The organism is Mesorhizobium sp. Ca11 (genome assembly GCF_020165275.1).
Classification (GTDB): domain Bacteria; phylum Pseudomonadota; class Alphaproteobacteria; order Rhizobiales; family Rhizobiaceae; genus Mesorhizobium.
Genome location: NZ_JAIUHU010000001.1, coordinates 83,594 through 103,163, shown reverse-complemented (window position 1 = coordinate 103,163; position 19,570 = coordinate 83,594). Strand labels below are relative to the sequence as shown.

Genomic DNA, 19,570 nt, shown 5'->3' with positions numbered 1-19,570 from the left:
TGCAGCGCACAAAGAGAGAGCCGGGCTTTCAAGCCCGGCTTTTTTCGTGTGAAAAGCCACGAAAAAGTGGAAAAAAGCCCGGAATTCCGCGGTTTTCGGCTTGGGTTCCGGAGCGCTTCTTTCTAAAGTCCGTCTCCTGCCGGATGAGTCGTAGTTCCGGTTTTCTCATGGAAGGGAATTTTTATGAACAAGAACGAACTGGTGTCCGCCGTCGCCGACTCCGCAAGCATTTCGAAGGCTGATGCGCAGTCCGCTGTCGATGCGGTGTTCTCCGTGATCACTGGCGAACTGAAGAAGGGCGGCGATGTCCGGCTTGTCGGCTTCGGAAATTTCACCGTGTCAAAACGCGCTGCTTCGACCGGCCGCAACCCGCAGACCGGCGCGGAAGTGAAGATTCCGGCGCGCACCGTGCCGAAGTTCTCGGCCGGCAAGGGCCTCAAGGACGCGGTCAACTAAGACCTTTTTCTTTTAAGAACAGAAAAGCCGGGCAAGCCCGGCTTTTCTTTTTTATGGCTGTTCGCAGGCCGTTTCAGGCCGTTGGCGCGTCGGCGCGCATCAGGCCTTCCTGTTTCAAATCCGCCCACAGCGCCGCAGGTATTTTGGTGTCGAGCAGGGCGCGGTTGCTTTCAACTTCGGCCGGCCGCTGGCCGCCAGGGATCACCGACACTACCGAAGGATGCTGCAGCGGGAACTGCAGCGCCGCCTCGATCAGGCGCACGTTGTGGCGCTTGCAGACGGCTTCGATGCGCGCCACGCGATCCAGGATCTCCTTCGGCGCCTCGCTGTAATTGTAGAAGGCTCCGGGCTTCGGGCCGGTCGCCAGCACGCCGGAATTGTAGGGGCCGCCCAGCACGATGCCGATGCCGCGCTTTTGGCAAAGCGGCAGGAAGGTGGCAAGCGCCTCCTGCTCGAGCAGCGTGTAGCGGCCGGCGAGCAGAAACAGGTCGAAATCGCCGCGTTCGGCGAGGGTCTGTGCCACCTGCCACTCGTTGATGCCGCCGCCAAAGGCCTTGATGACGCCCTGGTCGCGCAGCGAAAGCAGCCCGTAATAGCCGGACGACATGAACTCCTCGATGCGGGCATCGGAGGCTTCCTTGCTGCCGTGGGTAAAGATGTCGACGTCGTGGACGAAGAGGATGTCGACACGGTCGACCCCGAGGCGTTCCAGCGAGGCCTCGAAGGAGCGCATGACGCCATCATAGGAGTAGTCGTAGACTTCCCGGCGCGACGGCGTCTCGAAGAACTTGCCGATGCCGGTGCGCTGGTCCGGTGCAGAGACCCGCATGATGCGCCCGACCTTGCTCGACAGCACATAGTCGTCGCGCTTCCTGCCGCGCAGAAACGGGTTGAGGCGGGTTTCCGACAGGCCGAGGCCGTAAAGAGGTGCCGTATCAAAGTAGCGGCAGCCGGTCGCCCATGCCGCCTCTAACGTGGCATTGGCGTCCTCGTCGGAGATGGCGCGATAGAGATTGCCGAGCGGCGCGGTGCCGAAGCCGAGCTCGGTGAAGGTGATGCCGCCATTGCCGATGCGGTCGAAGTGCCGTGTCTTCATGTCTGACGATGTCCCGGAGTGATTTGTCTGACATGACACTATCACGCTCGTGGCCCAGCAAAAGTGCCGAGGCTCGTTGGACAGCGATTTTCGCAATGGTAGCATGAACAAAAACAAGCCTTTCGTGGTCGCGAGCCGCAATTCCGTAGAGGCAAGCGACGCCCCGGCAGGCAAGGTGAGCCGTCATGACCAAAGCCGCATCAGGGATGTTCGCGACCGCGCTGGACGAGCTTGGCGCGGTGCTGGCGCGCACGGACGAAGCTCGCATCGACGCCGCCTGCGAAATGCTTGCCGGCGCCGGCAGGATCGCTGTCTATGGCTGCGGCCGCGAGGCGCTGCAGGTCAAGGGCTTCGCCATGCGGCTCTACCATCTCGGCCTGCCGGTCTCGGTCGTCGGCGACATGACCACGCCGCCGCTCGGGCAGGGCGACGTCTTCCTGGCGAGCTCAGGTCCCGGCGAGACCGCCACGGTGCTGAGCTTGATGCGGGTTGCCCGCGAGGCCGGCGCGAAGGTGCTGCTCTTGACGGCAGAACCGGCAAGCAGCGCCGCCAAGCTCGCCGACTTCACGCTCGTCATCCCGGCGCAGACGATGGCCAGCGACCAGGGCGCGGCGAGAAGCTCGGTGCTGCCGATGGGCTCGCTGTTCGAAGGCGCGCTGTTCCTTCTGTTCGAAATCATGGTGCTGAAGCTCCAGGCGCTGACCAATGCGACGCCGGAAGCGATGCGCGCCAGGCACACCAACATGGAGTAAGGAGATGCGCTACGAACTTATGCTGCCGTACCAGATCCGCAAGGCGATCGAGGAGAACTGGCCGATGGTGCTGCCGCTCGGCGTGCTCGAATATCACGGCGAGCACATGGCGGTCGGCATGGACACGCTGGCGGTGATCAAGACGGTCGAACTGATCGAGAAGGAAAGGGACATCGTCATCCTGCCGCCCTTCTATTACGGCGCCGCAAGCTATGCAGTGGCGGCGCCGGAAGGCAGCGGCTCGGTGCAGGTCGGCGGCCCGGCGCTTTCGCCCTTCGCGGAGGAATTGTTCTACGGGCTGCTGCGCATCGGCTTCCGCAACATCCACGCCATCATCCACCACCAGACCGAGAATTTCGCGGCCGGCATGCCGACCGATCTCGCCTTCAAGACCGCCGGCCGGCAGGCAATCTTCCGCTTCCTGGAGAAGGAACGCGGCGAAGGCTGGTGGGGTTCGAACGCCATGGCCGATTACTATGCCGGCCATGCGCAGGGCGAGAATGTCTTCAACTGGGTCCAGGTGCACCCGCTGATGCCGGCCGCGATGAACGGCAAATATCCGTTCGACCATGCCGGCATCGGCGAGACGTCGCTGATGCTGGCGCTATGCCCGGAAGCGGTGGACGAGAAGCATTTGGCCGACAACACCGGCTGGTACACGAAAAGTGCGGCGGAAGCCTCGGCGGGTCTCGGCAAGATCGGGGTCGCGATGATCCTCGACCATTTGCGGTCGATTCTGGTGCGATAGGCGCGGTTCTTCCTTTTCTCCTTGTGGGAGAAGCTGGATCGGCGCGCAGCGCCGAGACGGATGAGGGGTGTTCCAGCGGAGTGAGAGGTCGGCTTTCCCTGGAACACCCCTCATCCGGCCGCTTCGCGGCCACCTTCCCCCACAAGGGGGGAAGGGGAAGTAATCCTACTTCACTGAGCCGGCCGTCATGCCCATGATCAGATAGCGCTCGAGCGCGATGCCGATGATGGCCAGCGGCGCGATCGCGGCGGTGGCCAAGGCCGCCATCGACCACCAGTTGATGCCTTGCGAGCCGGTCTGGCTCGCCACCATGACGGGGATGGTCTTGGCATCGGTCGATGTCAAAAGCGCGGCGAAGAAATACTCGTTCCAGCACAGCACCATCGCCAGGATGAAGGCGGCGACCATGCCGGGCAACGCGATCGGCATGACGATGCGGAAAAAGGCGCCCCAGATCGACAGCCCGTCGACAAGGGCTGCCTCCTCCAATTCAACGGGTATCGAGTTGAACTGGTCGCGCATGATCCAGATGACGATCGGCAGCACCATTAGCGTGTAGAGGAGCACGAGCCCGATGCGCGTATCAAGGAGGGCCACTTCGCGGTAGAGCACCAGGAAGGGGAGCGCCAGAACGACCGGCGGCAGGATCAACTGCGACAGGAAGAAGAAGGAGATGTCCTCGTTCTTGAACCAGGCGAACTTGTAGCGGTAGCGGACAAGGCCATAGGCGGCGAGGCTGCCGATGATGATGGCGAGGCTCGATGCGCCGACCGAGGTGATGACCGAGTTCATGAAGCGTTTGAGGAATTCGTCGCGCACGGTCGAGGTCTGGGAGATCGAGTCCGGCGACAGGCCGAGCGAGCGCCAGCCCTTCCAGTCAGGCGTGAAGTCGACGAAGGGAATGAGATGGCCTTGGGTGACGTCGACCGCCGATTTGAACGAGGTGGTGATCGTCCAATAGATCGGGAACAGGCAGACGAAAGCCCAGAAGATAAGCGCGCCATAGATGAAGACGCGGCTGGCGATGAAGGCCGCCGGCGAGCGGATCTCGGAAACGGTGTAGTCGGTGGTCTGGACGCTCATGATGCCGCTCAGTTGACGTTGCGCACGAAGCGACTGGCAAATTTCAGCAGCCAGGTCACGAACACGACGATGATGACCAGATAGGCCATGGCCAGCATGGTGCCGTAGCCGACATTTGAGCGGTCGCGGTATTCGCGATAGATAAAGCTCGACACGGAATCGGTGGCGCCGCCAGGGCCGCCGGAGGTCAGGGTGATGATGATGTCGGCAAGCTTCAGCTTGAAGATGATGCGCAGGATCACGGCTGTCACCGATACCGGCAGCATCAGCGGAAAGGTCACCTGCCAGAATGTCTGCCATGCGGTCGCGCCATCGACGCGGGCGGCTTCCAGCACCTCGCGCGACATCGCCTGCAGGCCGGCCAGCAGCATGATCATCATGAACGGGATGAAGGTCCAGGCGTCGAGCATCATGATCGAGATGCGGGCAGTGATCGGATCGGAGAAGAAGGCGGGATTGTCCCAGCCAAGATGACGCGCCAGCGTCGCCGCAGGGCCGAACCGGTACTCCATCAGCGACTTGCCGACCATCCAGGATACCGCGACCGGCGACAGCATCAGCGGCAGCAGGAAGACGACGCGGAAGAATTTGCGGGCCCGAATCTGCGCATTGAGCAGCAGCGCCAGGCCGAAGGCGATGATATATTCGACCAGCACCGCAAGCACATAGAGCACCATGTTCAACAGCGCGTTGCGGTAATAGGGGTCGGCCAGCATCTGCCAGAAATTGTCGAGGCCGTTAAACCTGCGTCCGCTGAAGGAGCTGAGATTCCAGTCGGTCAGCGCGATGTAGAAGCCGAACAGCGTCGGGAAGATCACCATGGCGATGGTGAAGAGCAGGGCCGGCAAAAGGAACAGCGCGCGCTGCCCGTCCTCGCCGCGCGTCAGCACCTGCCAGGCGCCAAGCGCTGCGCCCCACAAGATGTAGGCGTAGACCACAGGGCGCCATGTGTCGAAACCGACCGTGGACATCTCGGTCTTGTAGAGGATCTGCACGACGATGATCGCCAGCAGGCCAAGGGTTGCAATGGCCAGCAGGCCCCAGCCGAGGCGCTTGCGGCCTGCCGGGATCAGGTCGGCCGGATGTGCCGGCCACGCATTCACGGTCGAAGTCTGCTCAGCCACGCCTCTCGCCTTCTAGAGCGGTCACCGTTTCACGGAAATGGCGAACCGCTCCATCTCTTTGTTTTTACGCAATTCCGGACGGAAAACCGCTCACACTTTTCCAGGAATTGTAAACGTATCAAACCGGCCGAGCCGGTAAAAATGCGGCCCGGTGACGATGTGCCACCGGGCCGCGACGTCTCATAAGCCAGCCTACATGCCGAGCGAGGCTTTGTAGAGCTTGATCTGGTTCTCGCGGCCGATCTGGTCGGTCAGCTTTTCCCAGGCCGCGGCGATGGCGTCGGCGCCTTCCTGCGCCTTCATCTTGCCGGCAAAGGTGTTGGCCAGGATGTCCTCGGCGGCGGAGTAGTACTGGAAGATGCCGGGGATGCGCGGCTCGATCGCAGCGTTCGGATGGTTGTAGGAATCGCCTTCCGATTTCAGGTAGGAGGTGATGAAGGCCTCGTCATAGCCGGCGGCCACCCATTCGGGAACGTTGAAATGGGAGTTGCGGTAGGGCTGGAAGCCCGACGGATACATCGCCGTCCAGATCGACAGGTCCTTGCCGCCGAGATGGGCGGCGGCCGACCACGCGGCCTTCTTCTTCTTCTCGTCGGAATCGACGCGGGCCATGACATAGACGCCCCAGCCGAGATAGGCGCAGTTCGGCGCATAGTTCGGCCCGCTGGCGAGCTTTTCCCACTTGCCGGTCTTGGAATTGTAGACGTCGTCGGAGCCGGGCAGGATCGAGAAGCCGGTGACATCGCCGATGACCGACGAGTCGTTGGTCTTCACATTCGAGCCGACGTCGCCCCACCAGGGGATCATCGAGCCGGTGCCGGCCAGGAACTGCTGGAAGGCAGTGGTGTTCGGATCGGCATTGATCTGGTCGGCGGGTTCGGACGGCAGGGCGTCGATCACGTCCTGGATGGCGCGCACCCAGGCCGGGTTGTTGATGCGTGGCTTCATCGTGTCGGCGTCGAACAGCCAGGCCTTGTCATCGGGGTGCTTGGCGTAAGCTGTGGCGCGGCTGCCGAGGAAATAGAAGCCGAAGCCGCCCCAGGGCTTGGGCGCGTCCAGATAGCCATAGATGTCCTGGCCCTTGAACTGCTTGCCCTTGAGGAACTTGGTGACGGCCTGCACTTCCTGCCAGGTCTTCGGCACGCCCCATTCGGTCGTGGCGCCGCTTTCCTTCCAGGCTTTGGCGAGATCGGCATCCGCGAACACGTCGGTGCGGTAGTTGAAATTGTGCGCGTCGCCGTCGATCGTCACGCGATACTGCTTGCCGTCCCAGGTGCCGACCGGCGGCTTCAGGTAGTTGACGAGGTCGTCGAAATCGATCTGCTTCTTGACCCAATCGGGCATCTCGGAGGTAAGGCCCTTGCCGCAGACATCGCCTTCGAAAGGCGCGCCCATCTCGATGATGTCGAAATCGACGGTCTTGGTTGCGATAGACTGCTGCAGACGGGCGTTGTAGTCGGCCTGAGCAAGGTCGATCCAGCTGATCTTGGCGCCCGTATAGGCCTCCCACGGCTTCAGGAAGCCGCGGAACAGCACGTTGTGGAGGTTCTGGTTGTTGAGGCCCATGAAGGTGAGCTCGACACCGGCAAACTCGCCTTCCTTGACATTGGCCTTGGTCGCTTCGAGGCAGAGCTCGCCGACCTTCTGGAAGTCGGCATCCGTCGGCTGGCCTTTGCCGACGCCCGGGATCTGCAGGATTTTCGCGCGCAGACTGTCGTCGGCGGCCGCGGGCTTCGTCAGTGCTCCGAGCCCGGCGCCGGAGGCGGCGGCGATTGCGGCCATGCTGGCCGCACCCTTCAGCACATCGCGGCGGCTGGCGCCGGCGCGCATCAGTTTTTCGTACAGATCGACTCTCATCTACAGGTTCCTCCCAGAACAACAATGCTTGAATTGAAGTGCCAATCTCTCAGACGTCGAAACGCCTCTCGGTTCTCCTCGATCATACCGGACGTGGGACCCCACCCTGCGTCGCCGGATCTCCGATTTCAGGATAACAGGCCTGCTCTCGGATTGGCACTCGCCACTATTCGCGTAATCGATTACCTTGTCAACAAGATTGGCTTTTTATCTATAAGATACCGACTTGCCGTTGCCGTTCGCAATGGCTAGCTTCACCGCAAACGATAAGGGGAGACGATGGCTCAAGTCGCGATCAGCAGTGTGGCCAAGGCGTTCGGAACCGTCAAGGTCCTGCATGAGGTCAGTGTCGACATCGCCGACGGACAGTTCGTCGTGCTGGTCGGTCCGTCGGGGTGCGGCAAGTCCACGCTGCTCAGGATGGTGGCCGGGCTGGAGACCGTTTCCGGCGGCACGATCTCGATCGGCGACCGCGTCGTCAACAACCTGCCGCCGGCGAAGCGCGACATCGCTATGGTGTTTCAGAACTATGCGCTCTATCCGCACAAGACGGTGGAGCAGAACATGGCCTTTGCGCTGAAGCTGCGCGGCACCGATCCGGCCGTCGTCGCCGAACGGGTCAAGCGCGCCGCCGACATCCTCGACCTTGCGCCTTATCTCAAGCGCTATCCGCGCCAGCTTTCGGGCGGCCAGCGCCAGCGCGTCGCCATGGGCCGCGCCATCGTGCGCAATCCGCAGGTGTTCCTGTTCGACGAGCCGCTTTCCAACCTTGACGCCAAGCTGCGCGTGCAGATGCGCACCGAAATCAAGGAGCTGCACCAGCGGCTGAAGACGACCACCATCTACGTCACCCACGACCAGATCGAGGCCATGACCATGGCCGACAAGATCGTCGTGATGCGCGACGGCCGCATCGAGCAGGTCGGCGCGCCACTGGAGCTGTTCGACCGGCCGGCCAATCTGTTCGTCGCCGGCTTCATCGGCTCGCCGGCGATGAACCTACTCAAGGGCACCATGAAAAAGGGCGACAAGCCCGTGGTCGACATTGCAGGCTCGGCGTTTCCGATGCCGACCAATATCGCCGCGGCAGACGGCCGAGCCGTCGTCTATGGCGTGCGCCCCGAGCACCTGGAAATCCATCCTGACGGCGTCGCATCCACGATTTCGGTGGTCGAACCGACAGGCTCGGAGACGCTGGTGTTCGTACGGTTCGGCGAGGGCGAGATGGTGGCGCTATTCCGCGAGCGACACGACTTCAAGCCCGGTGACACGCTCAAGCTCAAGCCGCGTCTCGACCAGGTCCACCTCTTCGACGCCGCAACCGGCAAGCGTCTCTGACCGCACACAACCCTTCAAGAGGAAACCATGCTCAAAGGGATCAACCCGCTGCTCAATGCCGATGTGCTCCAGGCGCTGCGGGCGATGGGCCATGGCGACGACCTGATCATCGCCGACACCAATTTCCCGTCCGATTCCGTGGCCAGGCAGACGGTGCTCGGCAAGCTGTTGCGTATCGACGCGACGGCGGCGGAGGTGGTGAAGGCGGTGCTCTCGCTCTATCCGCTGGATACTTTCGTCGACGATGCGGCAGCGCGCATGGAGATCGTCGGCAAACCAAACGAAATCCCGCCGGTGCAGAGGGAGGTGCAGAAGGAGATCGACGCCGCCGAGGGCAAGTCCTGGCCGATGATCTCGATCGAGCGCTACGCCTTCTACGAGCGTTCCAAGAAAGCCTATTGCGTGATCCAGACCGGCGAGCGCCGCTTCTATGGCTGCTTTGCCTTCCGCAAGGGCGTCGTGCCGCCGGAGGCGGAGTAAGGACATGGCCACAGGCGAGCCCGTCATCATGAAGCCTGTTGTGATCCTGGGCGTGTTCGTCGCCGACACAGCCTATCGCGCTGACCGCCAGCCGCGTCTGGGCGAAACGATCCTCGGCAATTCCTTCAAGCTCGGCCCGGGCGGCAAGGGCTCGAACCAGGCAGTGGCGGCAGGCAAGCTCGGCGCCGACATCACCTTCCTGACCAGGCTCGGAGTCGATGCCTTCGCCGACATGGCGAAGCAGACCTGGAAGGACGCAGGCGTGAAAAGCGCCGTCATCGACACGCCGGACAGCTATACGGGCGCGGCCTATATCTTTGTCGAGGAAGGCAGCGGCAACAACGCCATCATCGTCAGCCCGGGCGCGGCGATGCTGATCTCGCCCGCCGACATCGAGGCGCATGCCGACCTGATCCGGTCCGCCGGCGTCTTCGTTACCCAGCTTGAACAGCCGATCGGCGCAGCATTGAAGGCGCTCGAGATCGCGCGCGGGGCAGGGGTGACGACCATCCTCAACCCCGCCCCCGCCGCCAGCCTGCCCGACCGCGTCTACGCGCTCTGCGACTATGTCACACCCAACGAGACGGAGGCCGAAGGGCTGACCGGCATCAAGGTTTCCTCGATCGACGACGCCCGCCGCGCCGCCGACGCGCTGCTGGCCAAGGGTGTCGGCGCAGTCATCGTGACACTCGGCGAGAAGGGCGCTTTGCTCCACACCAAGAATCGTTCGGAGCATGTCGACGCGGTCAATGCCGGTCCGGTGATCGAGACGACGGGAGCGGGTGACGCGTTCAACGGCGGTCTCGCGGCCGCCCTGGCAAAAGGCGTCGAGCCGCTGGAGGCCGTGCGCTTTGCCTGCGCGGTCGCCGGTATCTCGGTGACCCGCCCCGGCACTGCGCCTTCCATGCCGACATCGCAGGAGGTCGAGGCGCTGCTCGCCAGGGCCTGAGACCTCCCGCCTTCCATTTTTTGCGGCTTTTTAGCGGCCCCTTATTGCGGAACGCAACTGAGGCGAGCGCGTTCATCGTCCTGTCTGCGCGCCGATTTGGAACGGTAGGATGAAAAAGCCTTACGAAAAGCCCACGCTGGTAAAGCGCCAGAAGCTCACCGAACGGACGGCCCAGATCGTCGCTTCCGGGGTTGTGCTGGGCGAATGATTCCGAGGGGGCAGCGCTAAAGAATCCTGCTGGTCAGCTCCAGCATCGTCGTTGCGCCTTGCTCGCCGCCGGGCATATGCACGACACGAAGCACACGAAGATCCCTGCTCGACCCTTCGACCGGTATCGACACGCTTTCGCCAACCCGCGGCAATTCCTGGAAGGCGAGCTCGTCGACATCCCTCTCATCGTCGATGGAAATCCGACATCTCACAGCCATCTTATCTCTCCCGTCTTTTCGCCCGTTGGCTGAACGGGACAAGATTGGAATGGTTCCGGGATCAAGGATCTCAGACGGCAAATCTGCTGCGGCATTCGCGCGGAGGCCCCTTCAACGCTTTGAATTGAAGCCTGAAATTTGCCAACGTTAGATACCGACCAGCTCTGCGACGACGACAATCGGCCGGTCTTCTTCAGCCAGGAGGGCGCGGGCCTCCCCGAAGCGCAGTCGCGCCGCATATTCGCAGGAGCAATCAATTCTCGGGAAGCGGCAACGGCCTGTCGCTCAAGGTCCGTAGGTAAGCGATCAGGTTTGCTCGCTGGTTCTCGTCTCGCAGGCCCGGGAAAATCATGTCTGTTCCAGGCAAGCGAAAGCCGGGTTTGAGATGAAGGAATTGAGATCTTCAAAGGTCCATGTGCCGCCAGCTTCCCTTAGAGCCGACGAATACTGGACGTCGCTTTGTGCTGCTTTTGGCCGCCCTACCACGCCCCAGAGATTGACGCGTTTGGGAATCTTGCGATCCGGCGCTGAAAGATGACAGGCTCCGCACGTTTCGTCGAAAATTCTTTTGCCCGATTCGGCGTTTGCCGATACAAGGCGCGCCGAAATAGGCGCGATGGGCGGTTGTCCCGCGCCGTGAGCGCGCAAGTAAGCCACGACGTCTTCGTGACCGCTAAGCTTGGCCAAATGTATGGGTGGGTTTCCATTCGACGTCAGCGCGTTGACGTCTGCTCCCGCATCCACAAGATGGACCACGCAATGAAGACAGCCTTTCTCGGCAGCCACGTGCAGCGGGGTTTGCGATTTCGCCACCTGATTTGGATCGGCGCCGTTATCGAGCAGCAGCTTCACGACGTCAGAATAGCCACCCTTGTTGGCCGCGTAGAGTGGCGTTCTTTGCCAGCTGACGGGCATGTTAACGTCCGCCCCACGATCGATCAGAAGTTTTGCTATTTCCACATTCCCGCCCTCGCAGGCGATATAGAGCGCCGTAACACCGTCAACTTCGTTGACAGCAGCGCCTTTATCCAAGGCAGAAGCCACCCTCGAGAGATCGCCATGTCTGACAAGATCGCCCAGGTTGCTCGCCTGGGCGGGCAGGTTTAAAAGCCAAAGAACCCACAAAGCCGCTATCACCCACTTGCTTGGCCTGACCATCGTGTCCTCCCTGTGTTGTGGGCCCTCCATCTGCGAGCAGAATCAATCGGTAGTTCCAGCGTTGGCCCGCGTGCAATCACGCCTCGGGTCGACATCACTGCCGGGAAAGCGCGGAACGTTGGCTCGCATTACGGCACCTGCGAAAATAAATTTTAGCAGATGCTGATATAAAGACCAAGGAGAGACGGCGAAGCACTCTCATTCGGCTGCCGGCAAGATGCACCGACACGGTCCGACGCTTCCCCCAAGTGTCAGGAGCCACTTCAGAAAATATACCTGTCAGGAAGTTAAATGGCGCGAGTGACGGGGCTCGAACCCGCGACCTCCGGCGTGACAGGCCGGCACTCTAACCGACTGAGCTACACCCGCGCACTTGACGAGCACGTGTCAGGCGTGTTCGTCGTTGGGGCGGTGGATAAGGGGTTCGCCTGCGGGTGTCAAGCGCGGCATTCAAGCATTACAGTAATCAGGAGAAGGTTTTTTGACAGCGGCGCCGAGGCTGGGGAAATCCGCGCCCCGACGGGTGCGCCGTCTGTTCATTTAGCCTTGCGAATGCGGCCCTAACTGCTTAAAGGTCCGCGCTCAAGCGGGCGATTAGCTCAGTTGGTAGAGCGCTTCGTTTACACCGAAGATGTCGGCGGTTCGAGCCCGTCATCGCCCACCAGCCTGCCGGACAAGCTGAAGCAGAATGCGGCGACGGCCCTTGCTGAGCCGCCACCTTATTGCGCGCCGGGTTCAGGCACGGCTACTGCCTGACGTAGCAGCGCTTGTGAGCGCCAGGAGCGGGGTCATCGCCAAAGGCGTCGTTGCCGCATCTGACGCCGTTCCTGAAAACATCCTGCGTGTACTGGCCGCGTGCGCCGTATCTGACCATCGCGCGGCCGCTGAAATCGCAGAACTCACCCTCCCTGGCGCAGGCGACCCATTCGCCACGGTAGGGGCGTGAGCCGTAATCGTCGTCCCCGTAGTCGTCGTCATCGCCATAGCCGCCGCCACGCGCCACGAAATAACAGGCCTTTTCGCGGCCGGGGGCGGGGTCGCCAAACAGGCGGTTCGAGCAGGGCACAGCCCGACGGTCGAAAAACCGTGCGGTGGTTCGGCCTCGGGCGCCGTAGATCACTTGGGTGGGGTAGGGCAAGCGGCATATGCCGCCCTCATTCGCGCATCGCCGCAGTTGCTGCGCCGAGGCGGAGGCGGGGAAAAGGGCGGACGCCACGGCGACCAGCCCGGCCAGACATATGAAGGCCAGCATCGTTCGGATCGAGACGTGAAAAGCTTTTGACACGAATTGTCTCCCGGTTTGGTTGCACGCCGGCATCCTACCGCAGGCCGAATAAATGCGCGATGAATGCCTGCTCGGGAGGATGTTCCTAACTCGATGCGTGAGCACACGGCGCGGGGGCCGCCGTCTTGCTCAATATTTGATGATTCGCCGCTCGATCAGGACGACGAGGCAAAACAACGCGATCGACAGCGACGACGACAGCACGATCGCCGCATAAAGCCGATCGGACTGATAGTTGAAGGTCGCCTGGATGATCAGCGCGCCGAGCCCTTTGTCCGAGCCGATCCACTCGCCGACGATGGCGCCGATCACGGCGGTGGCCGACGCGATCCTCAGCGAAGAGAACAGCATCGGCAGGGCACGGGGCAGACGCAGGCTCCAGAAAATCTCCGAGTGTGTCGCCGACAGCACGCGGAACAGCTCGTGCTCGTTGTCGCTCGCCGAATCGAGGCCGCGGATCATGTTCACCAGTGTCGGGAAGAAGCAGATTACCGCGGCAATCACGATCTTCGGCGTCATGCCGAGTCCGAAGATCAGGATGATGATCGGCGACAGCGCCAGGATCGGAATGGTGTTGAAGAAGAGCACGATCGGGAAATAGGCGGCTTGCAGGACGCGGCTGTGGACGAAGAGCACGGCGAGCAGCACGGCGGCGAGATTGCCGATGACGAAGCCGGCCAGCGCCTCGATCAGCGTCGGCCTCAGATTGTCGATGAGGAGCGCAAAATTCTTTTGGAACACGCCGAGGATCGCTGTCGGCGTCGGCACGATATAGGCCGGCACGCCGAGCAACGGCAAAAGATATTGCCAGGCAAGCAGGATCGAAGCCGCGCCCAGGATGGGAAGCGCGACCGTCATTTGCGGGGAGAGCGGCGCCTGTCTCACGATGCGCGCTCCAGCGCCACGCGCAGGTCGGCCATGGCGGCGACGATCGCCGGATCCTCGCGCTTGCAGCGGTTGCCCTCCTGCTTGAAGGGCCGCATGTCGAGGTCCTTGACCACGCGCCCAGGATTGGCTGCCAGCACGATGACGCGCTCACCAAGATAGGCGGCTTCGGCAATCGAATGGGTGACAAAAAGGATAGTTGTGCCGCTGCGCCGCCAAAGGGACAGCAGTTCGTCGTTCAACCGGTCGCGCGTGATCTCGTCGAGCGCGCCGAAGGGTTCGTCCATCAAAAGCAATTTGGGCTCGCCGAGCAAGGCACGCGCGATTGCCACGCGCTGGCGCTGGCCGCCGGAGAGCTGATGCGGCAAGCGCTCACTGAGGCCGCCGAGCCCCATCAATTCCAGCAGTTCCGTGCTGCGATCCTCGATCTTGCGCGTCAGGCTGCCCTGACCGACGCCGAGCGGCAGGCGCACATTGTCGCGCACCGTGCGCCAGGGAAGGAGGGTCGAATCCTGGAACACGAAGCCGACATCGCGGCGCGAGCGCACCGTATGCGGCGTTTCGCCCAGCACGCTGATCGAGCCGCCAAGCGGGTCGAGCAGGTCGGCCACCACTCTGAGCAAGGTCGACTTGCCGCAGCCGGACGGCCCCAGGATCGACAGGAAGGAACCGGCCGCGACGGTGAGGTCAAGGCCGGCGAGCACTTTGACGGCTGTCTGCCGGCAGCCATAGCCGACATCCAGCTGTCGCGCTTCGATCGCGTCCGGCATCACGCGGCGGGCGCGTCGAGCTTGGGCCGGTCTGCGGCCGAGAGTTCGAGTATCTTGGTGGTGTAGACATCGGCGGTCGCCGGGCGGCCGTTCGGATATTGGCCAACCTTGTCGAGCAGCGCCAATTGCTCCTCGATCGAGGCCGGGTCGAACGTACCCCAGCCATCCTTGGCGGTTGCGCCGTCGAAGGAGAGTTTCAGCACCAGGTTGACGGTCTTTTCCTCCCAGCCGAGATCCATTTCGGGATAAGCGGCGACCATCTTCTTGACCGCCTCCTGCGGGTTGGCGTGGACCCAGCCCCAGCCTTTGCCGACGGCGCCGATGAACTTCGCCAGTGTCTCAGGATCCTTTTCGATTGCCGCGTCGGTCGCGAAATAGACATCGGCGTAGGAGCTCAGCCCGAGGTCACGCGTCAAGAGGTCGATGCGGTCGTCGCCGACGACGCTGAGCGCCTGCGTGTTGGTAATCCAGCCGCCGATCGCGTCGACATCGCCGCGAACCAGCGGCGCCTTGTCGAAGCCGACATTGACGATGGTCACCTCCGACGGATCGATGCCGTTCTTGGCCAGGATCTCGTCGATGACGAAGCGCGCCGTCGGCTGGATGCCGATCTTCTTGCCCTTGAGATCGGCCACGCCGCGGATCGGTTTTGCGGGCTTGGACGTCAATGCATAAGGACCGGTGCGGAAGCCGCAGGCGATGATCCTGATCGGCACGCCGCTGGCGCGGGCCGAATAGAGCTGCGGCGTTTCCGAGAACTGGCCAAGCTGCGCGGCGCCCGAGATCACCGGCGGCACGGTCGACGCATTCGGACCGCCGGGGCTGAACTCGACCTCGAGCCCGGCGTCCCTGAAGTAGCCATTGGCGACGGCCGCGATATCGCCGATCTGGCCGTTGGACATCAGCCAGTCATACTGGATGACGACCTTGCCGGCGGCCTTGGCGCCGGGCGTCAGCACCAGCTGCATGCCGGCAGATACGGCCGCCACGGCAGCCATGCCGCCTTTCACGAAAGCGCGGCGATTCAATTCGAAGTCCCTGTTCCCACTCATTTTTCGCTCCTGTTGCAGACTTTTCTCGTCTCTTCTCCAGGCGCCGTTCCCTTCGGCTCGGCGTCGTCTACGGCTGTTCGTCGTGGTAGTCGCCAGGGCCGCCGTCGAGCCAAGCGTAAAGCTCCCAAAGCGTGTCGTCCGGGTCCGTGAAATAGGCGCAGCGCGCGTTCCAGACGTAGTTTTCGGGCGGGCCGTAGAAGGGCACGCCCTTGGCGCTGAGTTCGCCATGCAGCCAGTCGATATCGGCCGGCGTGTCGAGCTGCACGGCGACGCAGACCTTGTGCGCATGGCGCGGCGATCTCAGGTTGGACACGCCCGTATGCCGGTTGATGTGGTCGAGCTCCCAAGCGGCGAGCGTCACGCCCTCGCCATGGAAATCGGCGAAGCCTTCAGCGCGGCGGCGCAGGCGGAAGCCGAGCTTTTCAACGTAGAAGTCGACCGTCCTTTCGATGTTTTCGACCAGCAGGCAGACATCGGAGATGCGGGTGACGCTCGTCGGCATGGCTATTTCGCTCCATTGGCTTTCGAGAGCGGCAGCTTGACGCCGACGCGGTTGGCGGCGCCAACGATATGCGCCCGCATCGCCGCTTCCGCCGCCGCCGGATCGCCCGCCACCAGAGCCTCAAAGATACGCACATGCTCGCCGACATTGATCTCGACGAGATCGTGCAGCGGATTGGTCATGCGCGCGTAGTGGATCGAGTGGCGGATCTGCTCGCAGACGAACGAGATGAAGGTATGGATGTAGCTGTTGCCGGTGGCGCGCGCGATCTCGCGGTGGAAGAGCAGATCGGCGTCGATGCTGCCTTCTTCCCAACGCTCCTCGCCGCCCATGCGGTCGAGCGCAGCCTTGATCGAATCGAGATGGCCCTGATTGCGCCGCGCCGCGGCAAGCGCTGCCGATTCGGCCTCGAGGATGCAGCGCAGCTCGAACAGCCGCTCCATGTTGTGCGTGTCCTTGAGCGCCTCGCGGTCGATGCGGATCGCCGCCCGCTGCTCGGGGGCCAGCACGAAAGCGCCGATGCCTTGCCGGGCCTCGATCATGCCGTCGGCCCTGAGCTGGGCGATCGCCTCACGCACCACGTTGCGGCTGACGCCGAATTTTTCGGACAGTTCCTGCTCGGTCGGCAGGCGCGCGCCGGGGTTCAACTCGCCGGATTCGATCTCGCGGCTGAGGAAGGCGGCGACCCGGTGCGGCAATGTCTCGACGGTGCCGATGGCGGCCAGTCTCTGCTTCATGGAAAAGTCTCCGTCGCGGGCAACAGACAGCCGGGATTCATCACGCCCTTGGGGTCGAGGGCGTTCTTCAGCGCCGCGACCATGCGGCGATGCGTCGGCGATAGGCCGGCCCAGAACTCCTTGCGGCGGCTGCGGCCGATGCCGTGCTCCGCGCTGATCGAGCCGCCGAGGCCGGCGGCGATTTCATAGAGCCCGGCGATAACCTCGGCGCCACGCGCACGAGTCTCGGCCTCGGCAAGGTCGGCCGGCGGCAGCACGTTGAAATGGATGTTGCCGTCGCCGGCGTGGCCGTAGGCGAGGGGAATCCAGCCGGGATGATCGTTTGCGACGAAGCGGCGGGCCTGCTCGATCAGGGCCGGGATGTCGGAAATCTTCACCGACAGGTCGGTGCGCACATGATAGCCGCGCTTGGCCTGGCCTTCGACCAGGCCTTCGCGGATCGCCCAAAATCTCCTGGCCTGCGCGGTGCTCGCGGCGAGAACCGCGTCGGTCACCAGGCCGCTCTCCACCGCATCGCCGAGGAACCCGGCCAGCAGGCCGTTGAGATCGATGGCGGCGCTGGACGACAATTCGATCAGCACCTGGACGGGTGCCGGGACCGGCGCTCTCGTTGTGGGGTCGACCAGCCGGGCAAGCTCGATGCATTCGGCGCCGATGATCTCGAAAGCGGAGATCAGGTCCGAACAGTCGCGGCGTGCCCGGTTGAAGAGCGTGACGGCCGCTTCGAACGAGGCCAGGCCGAGATAGGCGGTCTCTGTCTTGGCCGGCTTCGGAAACAGCTTGACCTCGACACCGGTGATGATGCCCAGTGTGCCTTCCGAGCCGATGAAAAGCTGCTTCAAATCATAGCCGCTGTTGTTCTTGCGCAGACCGGAGAAGCCGTTCCACAGCTCGCCATCCGCCAGCACCACTTCGAGGCCGAGGATCAGGTCGCGCGCCATGCCGTAGCGCAGCACGTTGACGCCGCCGGCGTTGGTGGCCGCATTGCCGCCGATCTGGCAGCTGCCTTGCGCACCGAGCGCGAGCGGGAAAAGGCAATCCCGCGCCTCGCAGGCGTCCTTGATCGTCTGCAGCACGCAGCCTGCATCAGCACGCAGCGTGAAATTATCCGCATCGATCTGCCGGATGGCGTTCAGCCGCTCCAGGCTTAAGACAACCAGACCGCCGCCTTTGCTGTCGATCGCGCCTGACACCAGGCCGGTGTTGCCGCCCTGTGGAACGACGCCGAGTCCGAGCTCATTGCACAGGCGCATCAGCGCCTGCACCTCGGCTACCGAACCAGGTCGCAGCACGGCAAGAGCGTCACCCTGATAGTCGCCCGCCCAGTCGCCCAGATATTTCGCCATTCCAGCCGGCTCGACGGCAATGCCGTTTCGGCCGACGGCACCTTCCATGGCGCTGAGGATTTCCGGCGAGAGGCGATGAACGGTCATGAAGGTTCATGTCTGGATATCGGGTGATACATATCATCCTACAACTTGCTTCGAGTCAATCGCTCCCCGTTCGGCTAGGCCCTGCCCATGCATCGTCCTGGCCGATTGTCGCCGGTCAAAACCACCGCAATGGTGGACGACAGGGCTTCGTCCCGCCCAGATCGATCCCGATGAGGAGGAAAGATGATTGAGCTGCCTTTTGCCCGCGAAGAGTACCAGCGGCGGCTCGCAAGAATCCGCGCCGAGATGGCCAAGCGCGGCATCGAACTCCTGATCGTCAACGACGTCGCCAACCAGCATTACATCACCGGTTATGACGGCTGGTCGTTCTACACGCCGCAGGTCGTGCTTGTTCCCATCGAGGATGCCGAGCCGGTCTGGATCGGCCGCGCCATGGATGCGGCCGGCGGGTTGCTGACGGCCTGGATGAAGCCGGAAAACGTGATCGGATTTCCGGAGGACCACGTTCAGCGCGCCGATCGTCATCCCATGGACTGGATCGCGGCCTGGATTGTCGCCAAGGGATGGGGAAGCCGCCATATCGGCGTCGAGCTCGAAGCCTATTATTTTTCGCCGAAGGCACATGCGCGGCTCGTCGCCGGATTGCCCAATGCGAAATGGCACGACGCCGACCTGCTCGTGAACTGGATCCGCGCGGTGAAGTCGGCGCCGGAAATCGCCTATCTGCGCGACGCATCGAGGCTGGCCGAAGCGGCGGTCGCGCGGGCCTACGAAGTCATCGCGCCGGGCGTGCGCGAATGCGATGCGATCGCCGCCATCCAGGCGGCGCAGATCGCCGGCAGCCCGGATTTCGCCGGCGACATCACGGCGCTGCCGCCGACGATCCTCGGCGGCGAGAACGCGTCCGCGCCGCACATCATGTGGAGCGACAGGCGGTTCGGAAAGGACGAAACGATCGCGCTCGAGCTTGCCGGCGTCTGCCGCCGCTACGCCGCCGGGCTCGCCAGGACCATGCAGCTCGGCAGGATGCCGACCCGCGTCGCAGACACGGCAAAGGCGGTGATCGAGGGCATGGATGCGGTGCTCGAAACCGCACGTCCGGGAACGACCGCTGAGGCGGTCGAAGCTGCATGGCGCAAGGTCATAGAGCGCCACGGGCTGAAGAAGGAATCGCGTATCGGCTATTCCATCGGCGTCGCCTATCCGCCGGATTGGGGCGAGCATACGATCAGCCTGAGACCGGGCGACAAGACGGTGCTCCAACCCGGCAATGTCGTTCATTCCATCCTGGGCATGTGGATGGATGGCTGGGGTATCGAGATCAGCGAGACCATCTTGGTGACCGATACCGGCAACGAGACGCTGACGAGATTCCCGCGGGATATCCATGTCAAAGCCTGACTGGCCGGCGCGAGCGGTGCGGCGGCCGGTATCGATGCCGGGATTGTCGATCGGATGATCGAGATCGGGCACGGC

21 protein-coding genes and 2 tRNA genes are annotated in these 19,570 nt (G+C 63.0%); 9 read left to right on the top strand and 14 right to left on the bottom strand.

Annotated features, from left to right (window positions below):
• Positions 1 to 183 precede the first annotated feature (183 nt).
• Positions 184 to 456 carry a DNA-binding protein HupB gene (gene hupB / locus LB538_RS00545; RefSeq protein ID WP_027166452.1) on the top strand — a complete coding sequence of 91 codons (273 nt, stop codon included), beginning with the start codon at positions 184 to 186 and terminating at the stop codon, positions 454 to 456.
• 73 nt (positions 457 to 529) lie between these two features.
• On the opposite strand, the gene LB538_RS00540 is transcribed toward hupB, so the two are convergent.
• A complete protein-coding gene (locus LB538_RS00540) occupies positions 530 to 1,552 on the bottom strand; it encodes an aldo/keto reductase (protein ID WP_224525512.1) in 1,023 nt (340 codons plus the stop codon).
• 185 nt (positions 1,553 to 1,737) lie between these two features.
• Here LB538_RS00540 and hxlB point away from each other — a divergent pair, with 185 nt between their 5' ends.
• Both hxlB and LB538_RS00530 read left to right on the top strand, forming a co-directional pair.
• Positions 1,738 to 2,304 (top strand): 6-phospho-3-hexuloisomerase, encoded by a 567-nt coding sequence (gene hxlB, locus LB538_RS00535; RefSeq protein WP_224525516.1) that lies wholly within the window; start codon positions 1,738 to 1,740, stop codon positions 2,302 to 2,304.
• A gap of 4 nt (positions 2,305 to 2,308) precedes the next feature.
• The gene (locus tag LB538_RS00530) at positions 2,309 to 3,052 is read left to right on the top strand and encodes a creatininase family protein (RefSeq protein ID WP_224525519.1); all 744 of its coding nucleotides are present in this window, start codon (positions 2,309 to 2,311) and stop codon (positions 3,050 to 3,052) included.
• Between the two features lie 165 nt (positions 3,053 to 3,217).
• Here LB538_RS00530 and LB538_RS00525 read toward each other — a convergent pair whose 3' ends face one another.
• From LB538_RS00525 to LB538_RS00515, 3 genes are all read right to left on the bottom strand, one after another.
• Positions 3,218 to 4,135: a carbohydrate ABC transporter permease gene (locus LB538_RS00525; protein WP_140542613.1), complete on the bottom strand. Its 918-nt coding sequence runs from the start codon at positions 4,133 to 4,135 to the stop codon at positions 3,218 to 3,220.
• Positions 4,136 to 4,143: 8 nt separating this feature from the next.
• The gene (locus LB538_RS00520; RefSeq protein WP_224525522.1) at positions 4,144 to 5,259 is read right to left on the bottom strand and encodes a carbohydrate ABC transporter permease; all 1,116 of its coding nucleotides are present in this window, start codon (positions 5,257 to 5,259) and stop codon (positions 4,144 to 4,146) included.
• Positions 5,260 to 5,451: 192 nt separating this feature from the next.
• A complete protein-coding gene (locus LB538_RS00515) occupies positions 5,452 to 7,116 on the bottom strand; it encodes an ABC transporter substrate-binding protein (RefSeq protein ID WP_095765158.1) in 1,665 nt (554 codons plus the stop codon).
• Between the two features lie 279 nt (positions 7,117 to 7,395).
• On the opposite strand from LB538_RS00515, the gene LB538_RS00510 reads away from it, so the two are divergent.
• The 4 genes from LB538_RS00510 to LB538_RS00495 all read left to right on the top strand — a co-directional run bounded on the left by LB538_RS00510 (position 7,396) and on the right by LB538_RS00495 (position 10,091).
• The gene (locus tag LB538_RS00510) at positions 7,396 to 8,454 is read left to right on the top strand and encodes an ABC transporter ATP-binding protein (RefSeq protein ID WP_224525525.1); all 1,059 of its coding nucleotides are present in this window, start codon (positions 7,396 to 7,398) and stop codon (positions 8,452 to 8,454) included.
• A 27-nt stretch (positions 8,455 to 8,481) separates the two neighbouring features.
• Positions 8,482 to 8,934: an RbsD/FucU family protein gene (locus LB538_RS00505; protein ID WP_224525528.1), complete on the top strand. Its 453-nt coding sequence runs from the start codon at positions 8,482 to 8,484 to the stop codon at positions 8,932 to 8,934.
• Between the two features lie 4 nt (positions 8,935 to 8,938).
• Positions 8,939 to 9,883, top strand: a complete 945-nt coding sequence (gene rbsK, locus LB538_RS00500) for a ribokinase (protein WP_224525531.1) — start codon at positions 8,939 to 8,941, stop codon at positions 9,881 to 9,883.
• 109 nt (positions 9,884 to 9,992) lie between these two features.
• The gene (locus tag LB538_RS00495) at positions 9,993 to 10,091 is read left to right on the top strand and encodes a putative RiPP precursor (RefSeq protein ID WP_208648418.1); all 99 of its coding nucleotides are present in this window, start codon (positions 9,993 to 9,995) and stop codon (positions 10,089 to 10,091) included.
• Between the two features lie 16 nt (positions 10,092 to 10,107).
• Here LB538_RS00495 and LB538_RS00490 read toward each other — a convergent pair whose 3' ends face one another.
• The 3 genes from LB538_RS00490 to LB538_RS00480 form a co-directional block, all read right to left on the bottom strand.
• Positions 10,108 to 10,311, bottom strand: coding sequence for a hypothetical protein (locus LB538_RS00490; protein WP_224525534.1), 204 nt, complete (start codon positions 10,309 to 10,311; stop codon positions 10,108 to 10,110).
• A 348-nt stretch (positions 10,312 to 10,659) separates the two neighbouring features.
• Positions 10,660 to 11,469: an ankyrin repeat domain-containing protein gene (locus tag LB538_RS00485; protein ID WP_224525538.1), complete on the bottom strand. Its 810-nt coding sequence runs from the start codon at positions 11,467 to 11,469 to the stop codon at positions 10,660 to 10,662.
• A gap of 292 nt (positions 11,470 to 11,761) precedes the next feature.
• A tRNA-Asp gene (locus LB538_RS00480) sits at positions 11,762 to 11,838 on the bottom strand.
• Positions 11,839 to 12,057: 219 nt separating this feature from the next.
• Here LB538_RS00480 and LB538_RS00475 point away from each other — a divergent pair.
• A tRNA-Val gene (locus LB538_RS00475) sits at positions 12,058 to 12,133 on the top strand.
• Positions 12,134 to 12,214: 81 nt separating this feature from the next.
• Here LB538_RS00475 and LB538_RS00470 read toward each other — a convergent pair.
• The 7 genes from LB538_RS00470 to LB538_RS00440 all read right to left on the bottom strand — a co-directional run bounded on the left by LB538_RS00470 (position 12,215) and on the right by LB538_RS00440 (position 18,133).
• The gene (locus LB538_RS00470; RefSeq protein ID WP_140840233.1) at positions 12,215 to 12,754 is read right to left on the bottom strand and encodes a hypothetical protein; all 540 of its coding nucleotides are present in this window, start codon (positions 12,752 to 12,754) and stop codon (positions 12,215 to 12,217) included.
• Between the two features lie 129 nt (positions 12,755 to 12,883).
• Positions 12,884 to 13,639: an ABC transporter permease gene (locus LB538_RS00465; protein ID WP_224525540.1), complete on the bottom strand. Its 756-nt coding sequence runs from the start codon at positions 13,637 to 13,639 to the stop codon at positions 12,884 to 12,886.
• The gene (locus LB538_RS00460) at positions 13,636 to 14,409 is read right to left on the bottom strand and encodes an ABC transporter ATP-binding protein (protein ID WP_224525543.1); all 774 of its coding nucleotides are present in this window, start codon (positions 14,407 to 14,409) and stop codon (positions 13,636 to 13,638) included. Before LB538_RS00460 ends, LB538_RS00465 begins: the two co-directional genes overlap by 4 nt.
• Positions 14,409 to 15,461, bottom strand: a complete 1,053-nt coding sequence (locus LB538_RS00455) for an ABC transporter substrate-binding protein (protein ID WP_224525545.1) — start codon at positions 15,459 to 15,461, stop codon at positions 14,409 to 14,411. Before LB538_RS00455 ends, LB538_RS00460 begins: the two co-directional genes overlap by 1 nt.
• A gap of 67 nt (positions 15,462 to 15,528) precedes the next feature.
• On the bottom strand, positions 15,529 to 15,963 hold the full coding sequence (locus tag LB538_RS00450; RefSeq protein WP_224525548.1) for a VOC family protein: 435 nt from the start codon (positions 15,961 to 15,963) through the stop codon (positions 15,529 to 15,531).
• A gap of 2 nt (positions 15,964 to 15,965) precedes the next feature.
• Positions 15,966 to 16,700 (bottom strand): FadR/GntR family transcriptional regulator, encoded by a 735-nt coding sequence (locus LB538_RS00445; RefSeq protein WP_224525550.1) that lies wholly within the window; start codon positions 16,698 to 16,700, stop codon positions 15,966 to 15,968.
• Complete coding sequence (locus LB538_RS00440) at positions 16,697 to 18,133, bottom strand: FAD-binding oxidoreductase (RefSeq protein ID WP_224525554.1); 1,437 nt, start codon at positions 18,131 to 18,133, stop codon at positions 16,697 to 16,699. The genes LB538_RS00445 and LB538_RS00440 overlap by 4 nt, the downstream gene beginning before the upstream one ends.
• A gap of 183 nt (positions 18,134 to 18,316) precedes the next feature.
• Here LB538_RS00440 and LB538_RS00435 point away from each other — a divergent pair, with 183 nt between their 5' ends.
• The gene (locus tag LB538_RS00435) at positions 18,317 to 19,495 is read left to right on the top strand and encodes a M24 family metallopeptidase (protein ID WP_224525559.1); all 1,179 of its coding nucleotides are present in this window, start codon (positions 18,317 to 18,319) and stop codon (positions 19,493 to 19,495) included.
• Positions 19,496 to 19,570 lie beyond the last annotated feature (75 nt).

What these genes read in the sequence shown, in the direction of transcription:
- rbsK (WP_224525531.1), top strand. Translation starts at nt 8,939, where the DNA reads ATGGCCACAGGCGAGCCCGTCATCATGAAGCCTGTTGTGATCCTGGGC.
- LB538_RS00450 (WP_224525548.1), bottom strand. Translation starts at nt 15,963, where the DNA reads ATGCCGACGAGCGTCACCCGCATCTCCGATGTCTGCCTGCTGGTCGAA.
- LB538_RS00455 (WP_224525545.1), bottom strand. Translation starts at nt 15,461, where the DNA reads ATGAGTGGGAACAGGGACTTCGAATTGAATCGCCGCGCTTTCGTGAAA.
- LB538_RS00530 (WP_224525519.1), top strand. Translation starts at nt 2,309, where the DNA reads ATGCGCTACGAACTTATGCTGCCGTACCAGATCCGCAAGGCGATCGAG.
- LB538_RS00485 (WP_224525538.1), bottom strand. Translation starts at nt 11,469, where the DNA reads ATGGTCAGGCCAAGCAAGTGGGTGATAGCGGCTTTGTGGGTTCTTTGG.
- LB538_RS00445 (WP_224525550.1), bottom strand. Translation starts at nt 16,700, where the DNA reads ATGAAGCAGAGACTGGCCGCCATCGGCACCGTCGAGACATTGCCGCAC.
- hxlB (WP_224525516.1), top strand. Translation starts at nt 1,738, where the DNA reads ATGACCAAAGCCGCATCAGGGATGTTCGCGACCGCGCTGGACGAGCTT.
- LB538_RS00510 (WP_224525525.1), top strand. Translation starts at nt 7,396, where the DNA reads ATGGCTCAAGTCGCGATCAGCAGTGTGGCCAAGGCGTTCGGAACCGTC.
- LB538_RS00505 (WP_224525528.1), top strand. Translation starts at nt 8,482, where the DNA reads ATGCTCAAAGGGATCAACCCGCTGCTCAATGCCGATGTGCTCCAGGCG.
- LB538_RS00435 (WP_224525559.1), top strand. Translation starts at nt 18,317, where the DNA reads ATGATTGAGCTGCCTTTTGCCCGCGAAGAGTACCAGCGGCGGCTCGCA.
- LB538_RS00460 (WP_224525543.1), bottom strand. Translation starts at nt 14,409, where the DNA reads ATGCCGGACGCGATCGAAGCGCGACAGCTGGATGTCGGCTATGGCTGC.
- LB538_RS00495 (WP_208648418.1), top strand. Translation starts at nt 9,993, where the DNA reads ATGAAAAAGCCTTACGAAAAGCCCACGCTGGTAAAGCGCCAGAAGCTC.
- LB538_RS00540 (WP_224525512.1), bottom strand. Translation starts at nt 1,552, where the DNA reads ATGAAGACACGGCACTTCGACCGCATCGGCAATGGCGGCATCACCTTC.
- LB538_RS00440 (WP_224525554.1), bottom strand. Translation starts at nt 18,133, where the DNA reads ATGACCGTTCATCGCCTCTCGCCGGAAATCCTCAGCGCCATGGAAGGT.
- LB538_RS00515 (WP_095765158.1), bottom strand. Translation starts at nt 7,116, where the DNA reads ATGAGAGTCGATCTGTACGAAAAACTGATGCGCGCCGGCGCCAGCCGC.
- hupB (WP_027166452.1), top strand. Translation starts at nt 184, where the DNA reads ATGAACAAGAACGAACTGGTGTCCGCCGTCGCCGACTCCGCAAGCATT.
- LB538_RS00525 (WP_140542613.1), bottom strand. Translation starts at nt 4,135, where the DNA reads ATGAGCGTCCAGACCACCGACTACACCGTTTCCGAGATCCGCTCGCCG.
- LB538_RS00490 (WP_224525534.1), bottom strand. Translation starts at nt 10,311, where the DNA reads ATGGCTGTGAGATGTCGGATTTCCATCGACGATGAGAGGGATGTCGAC.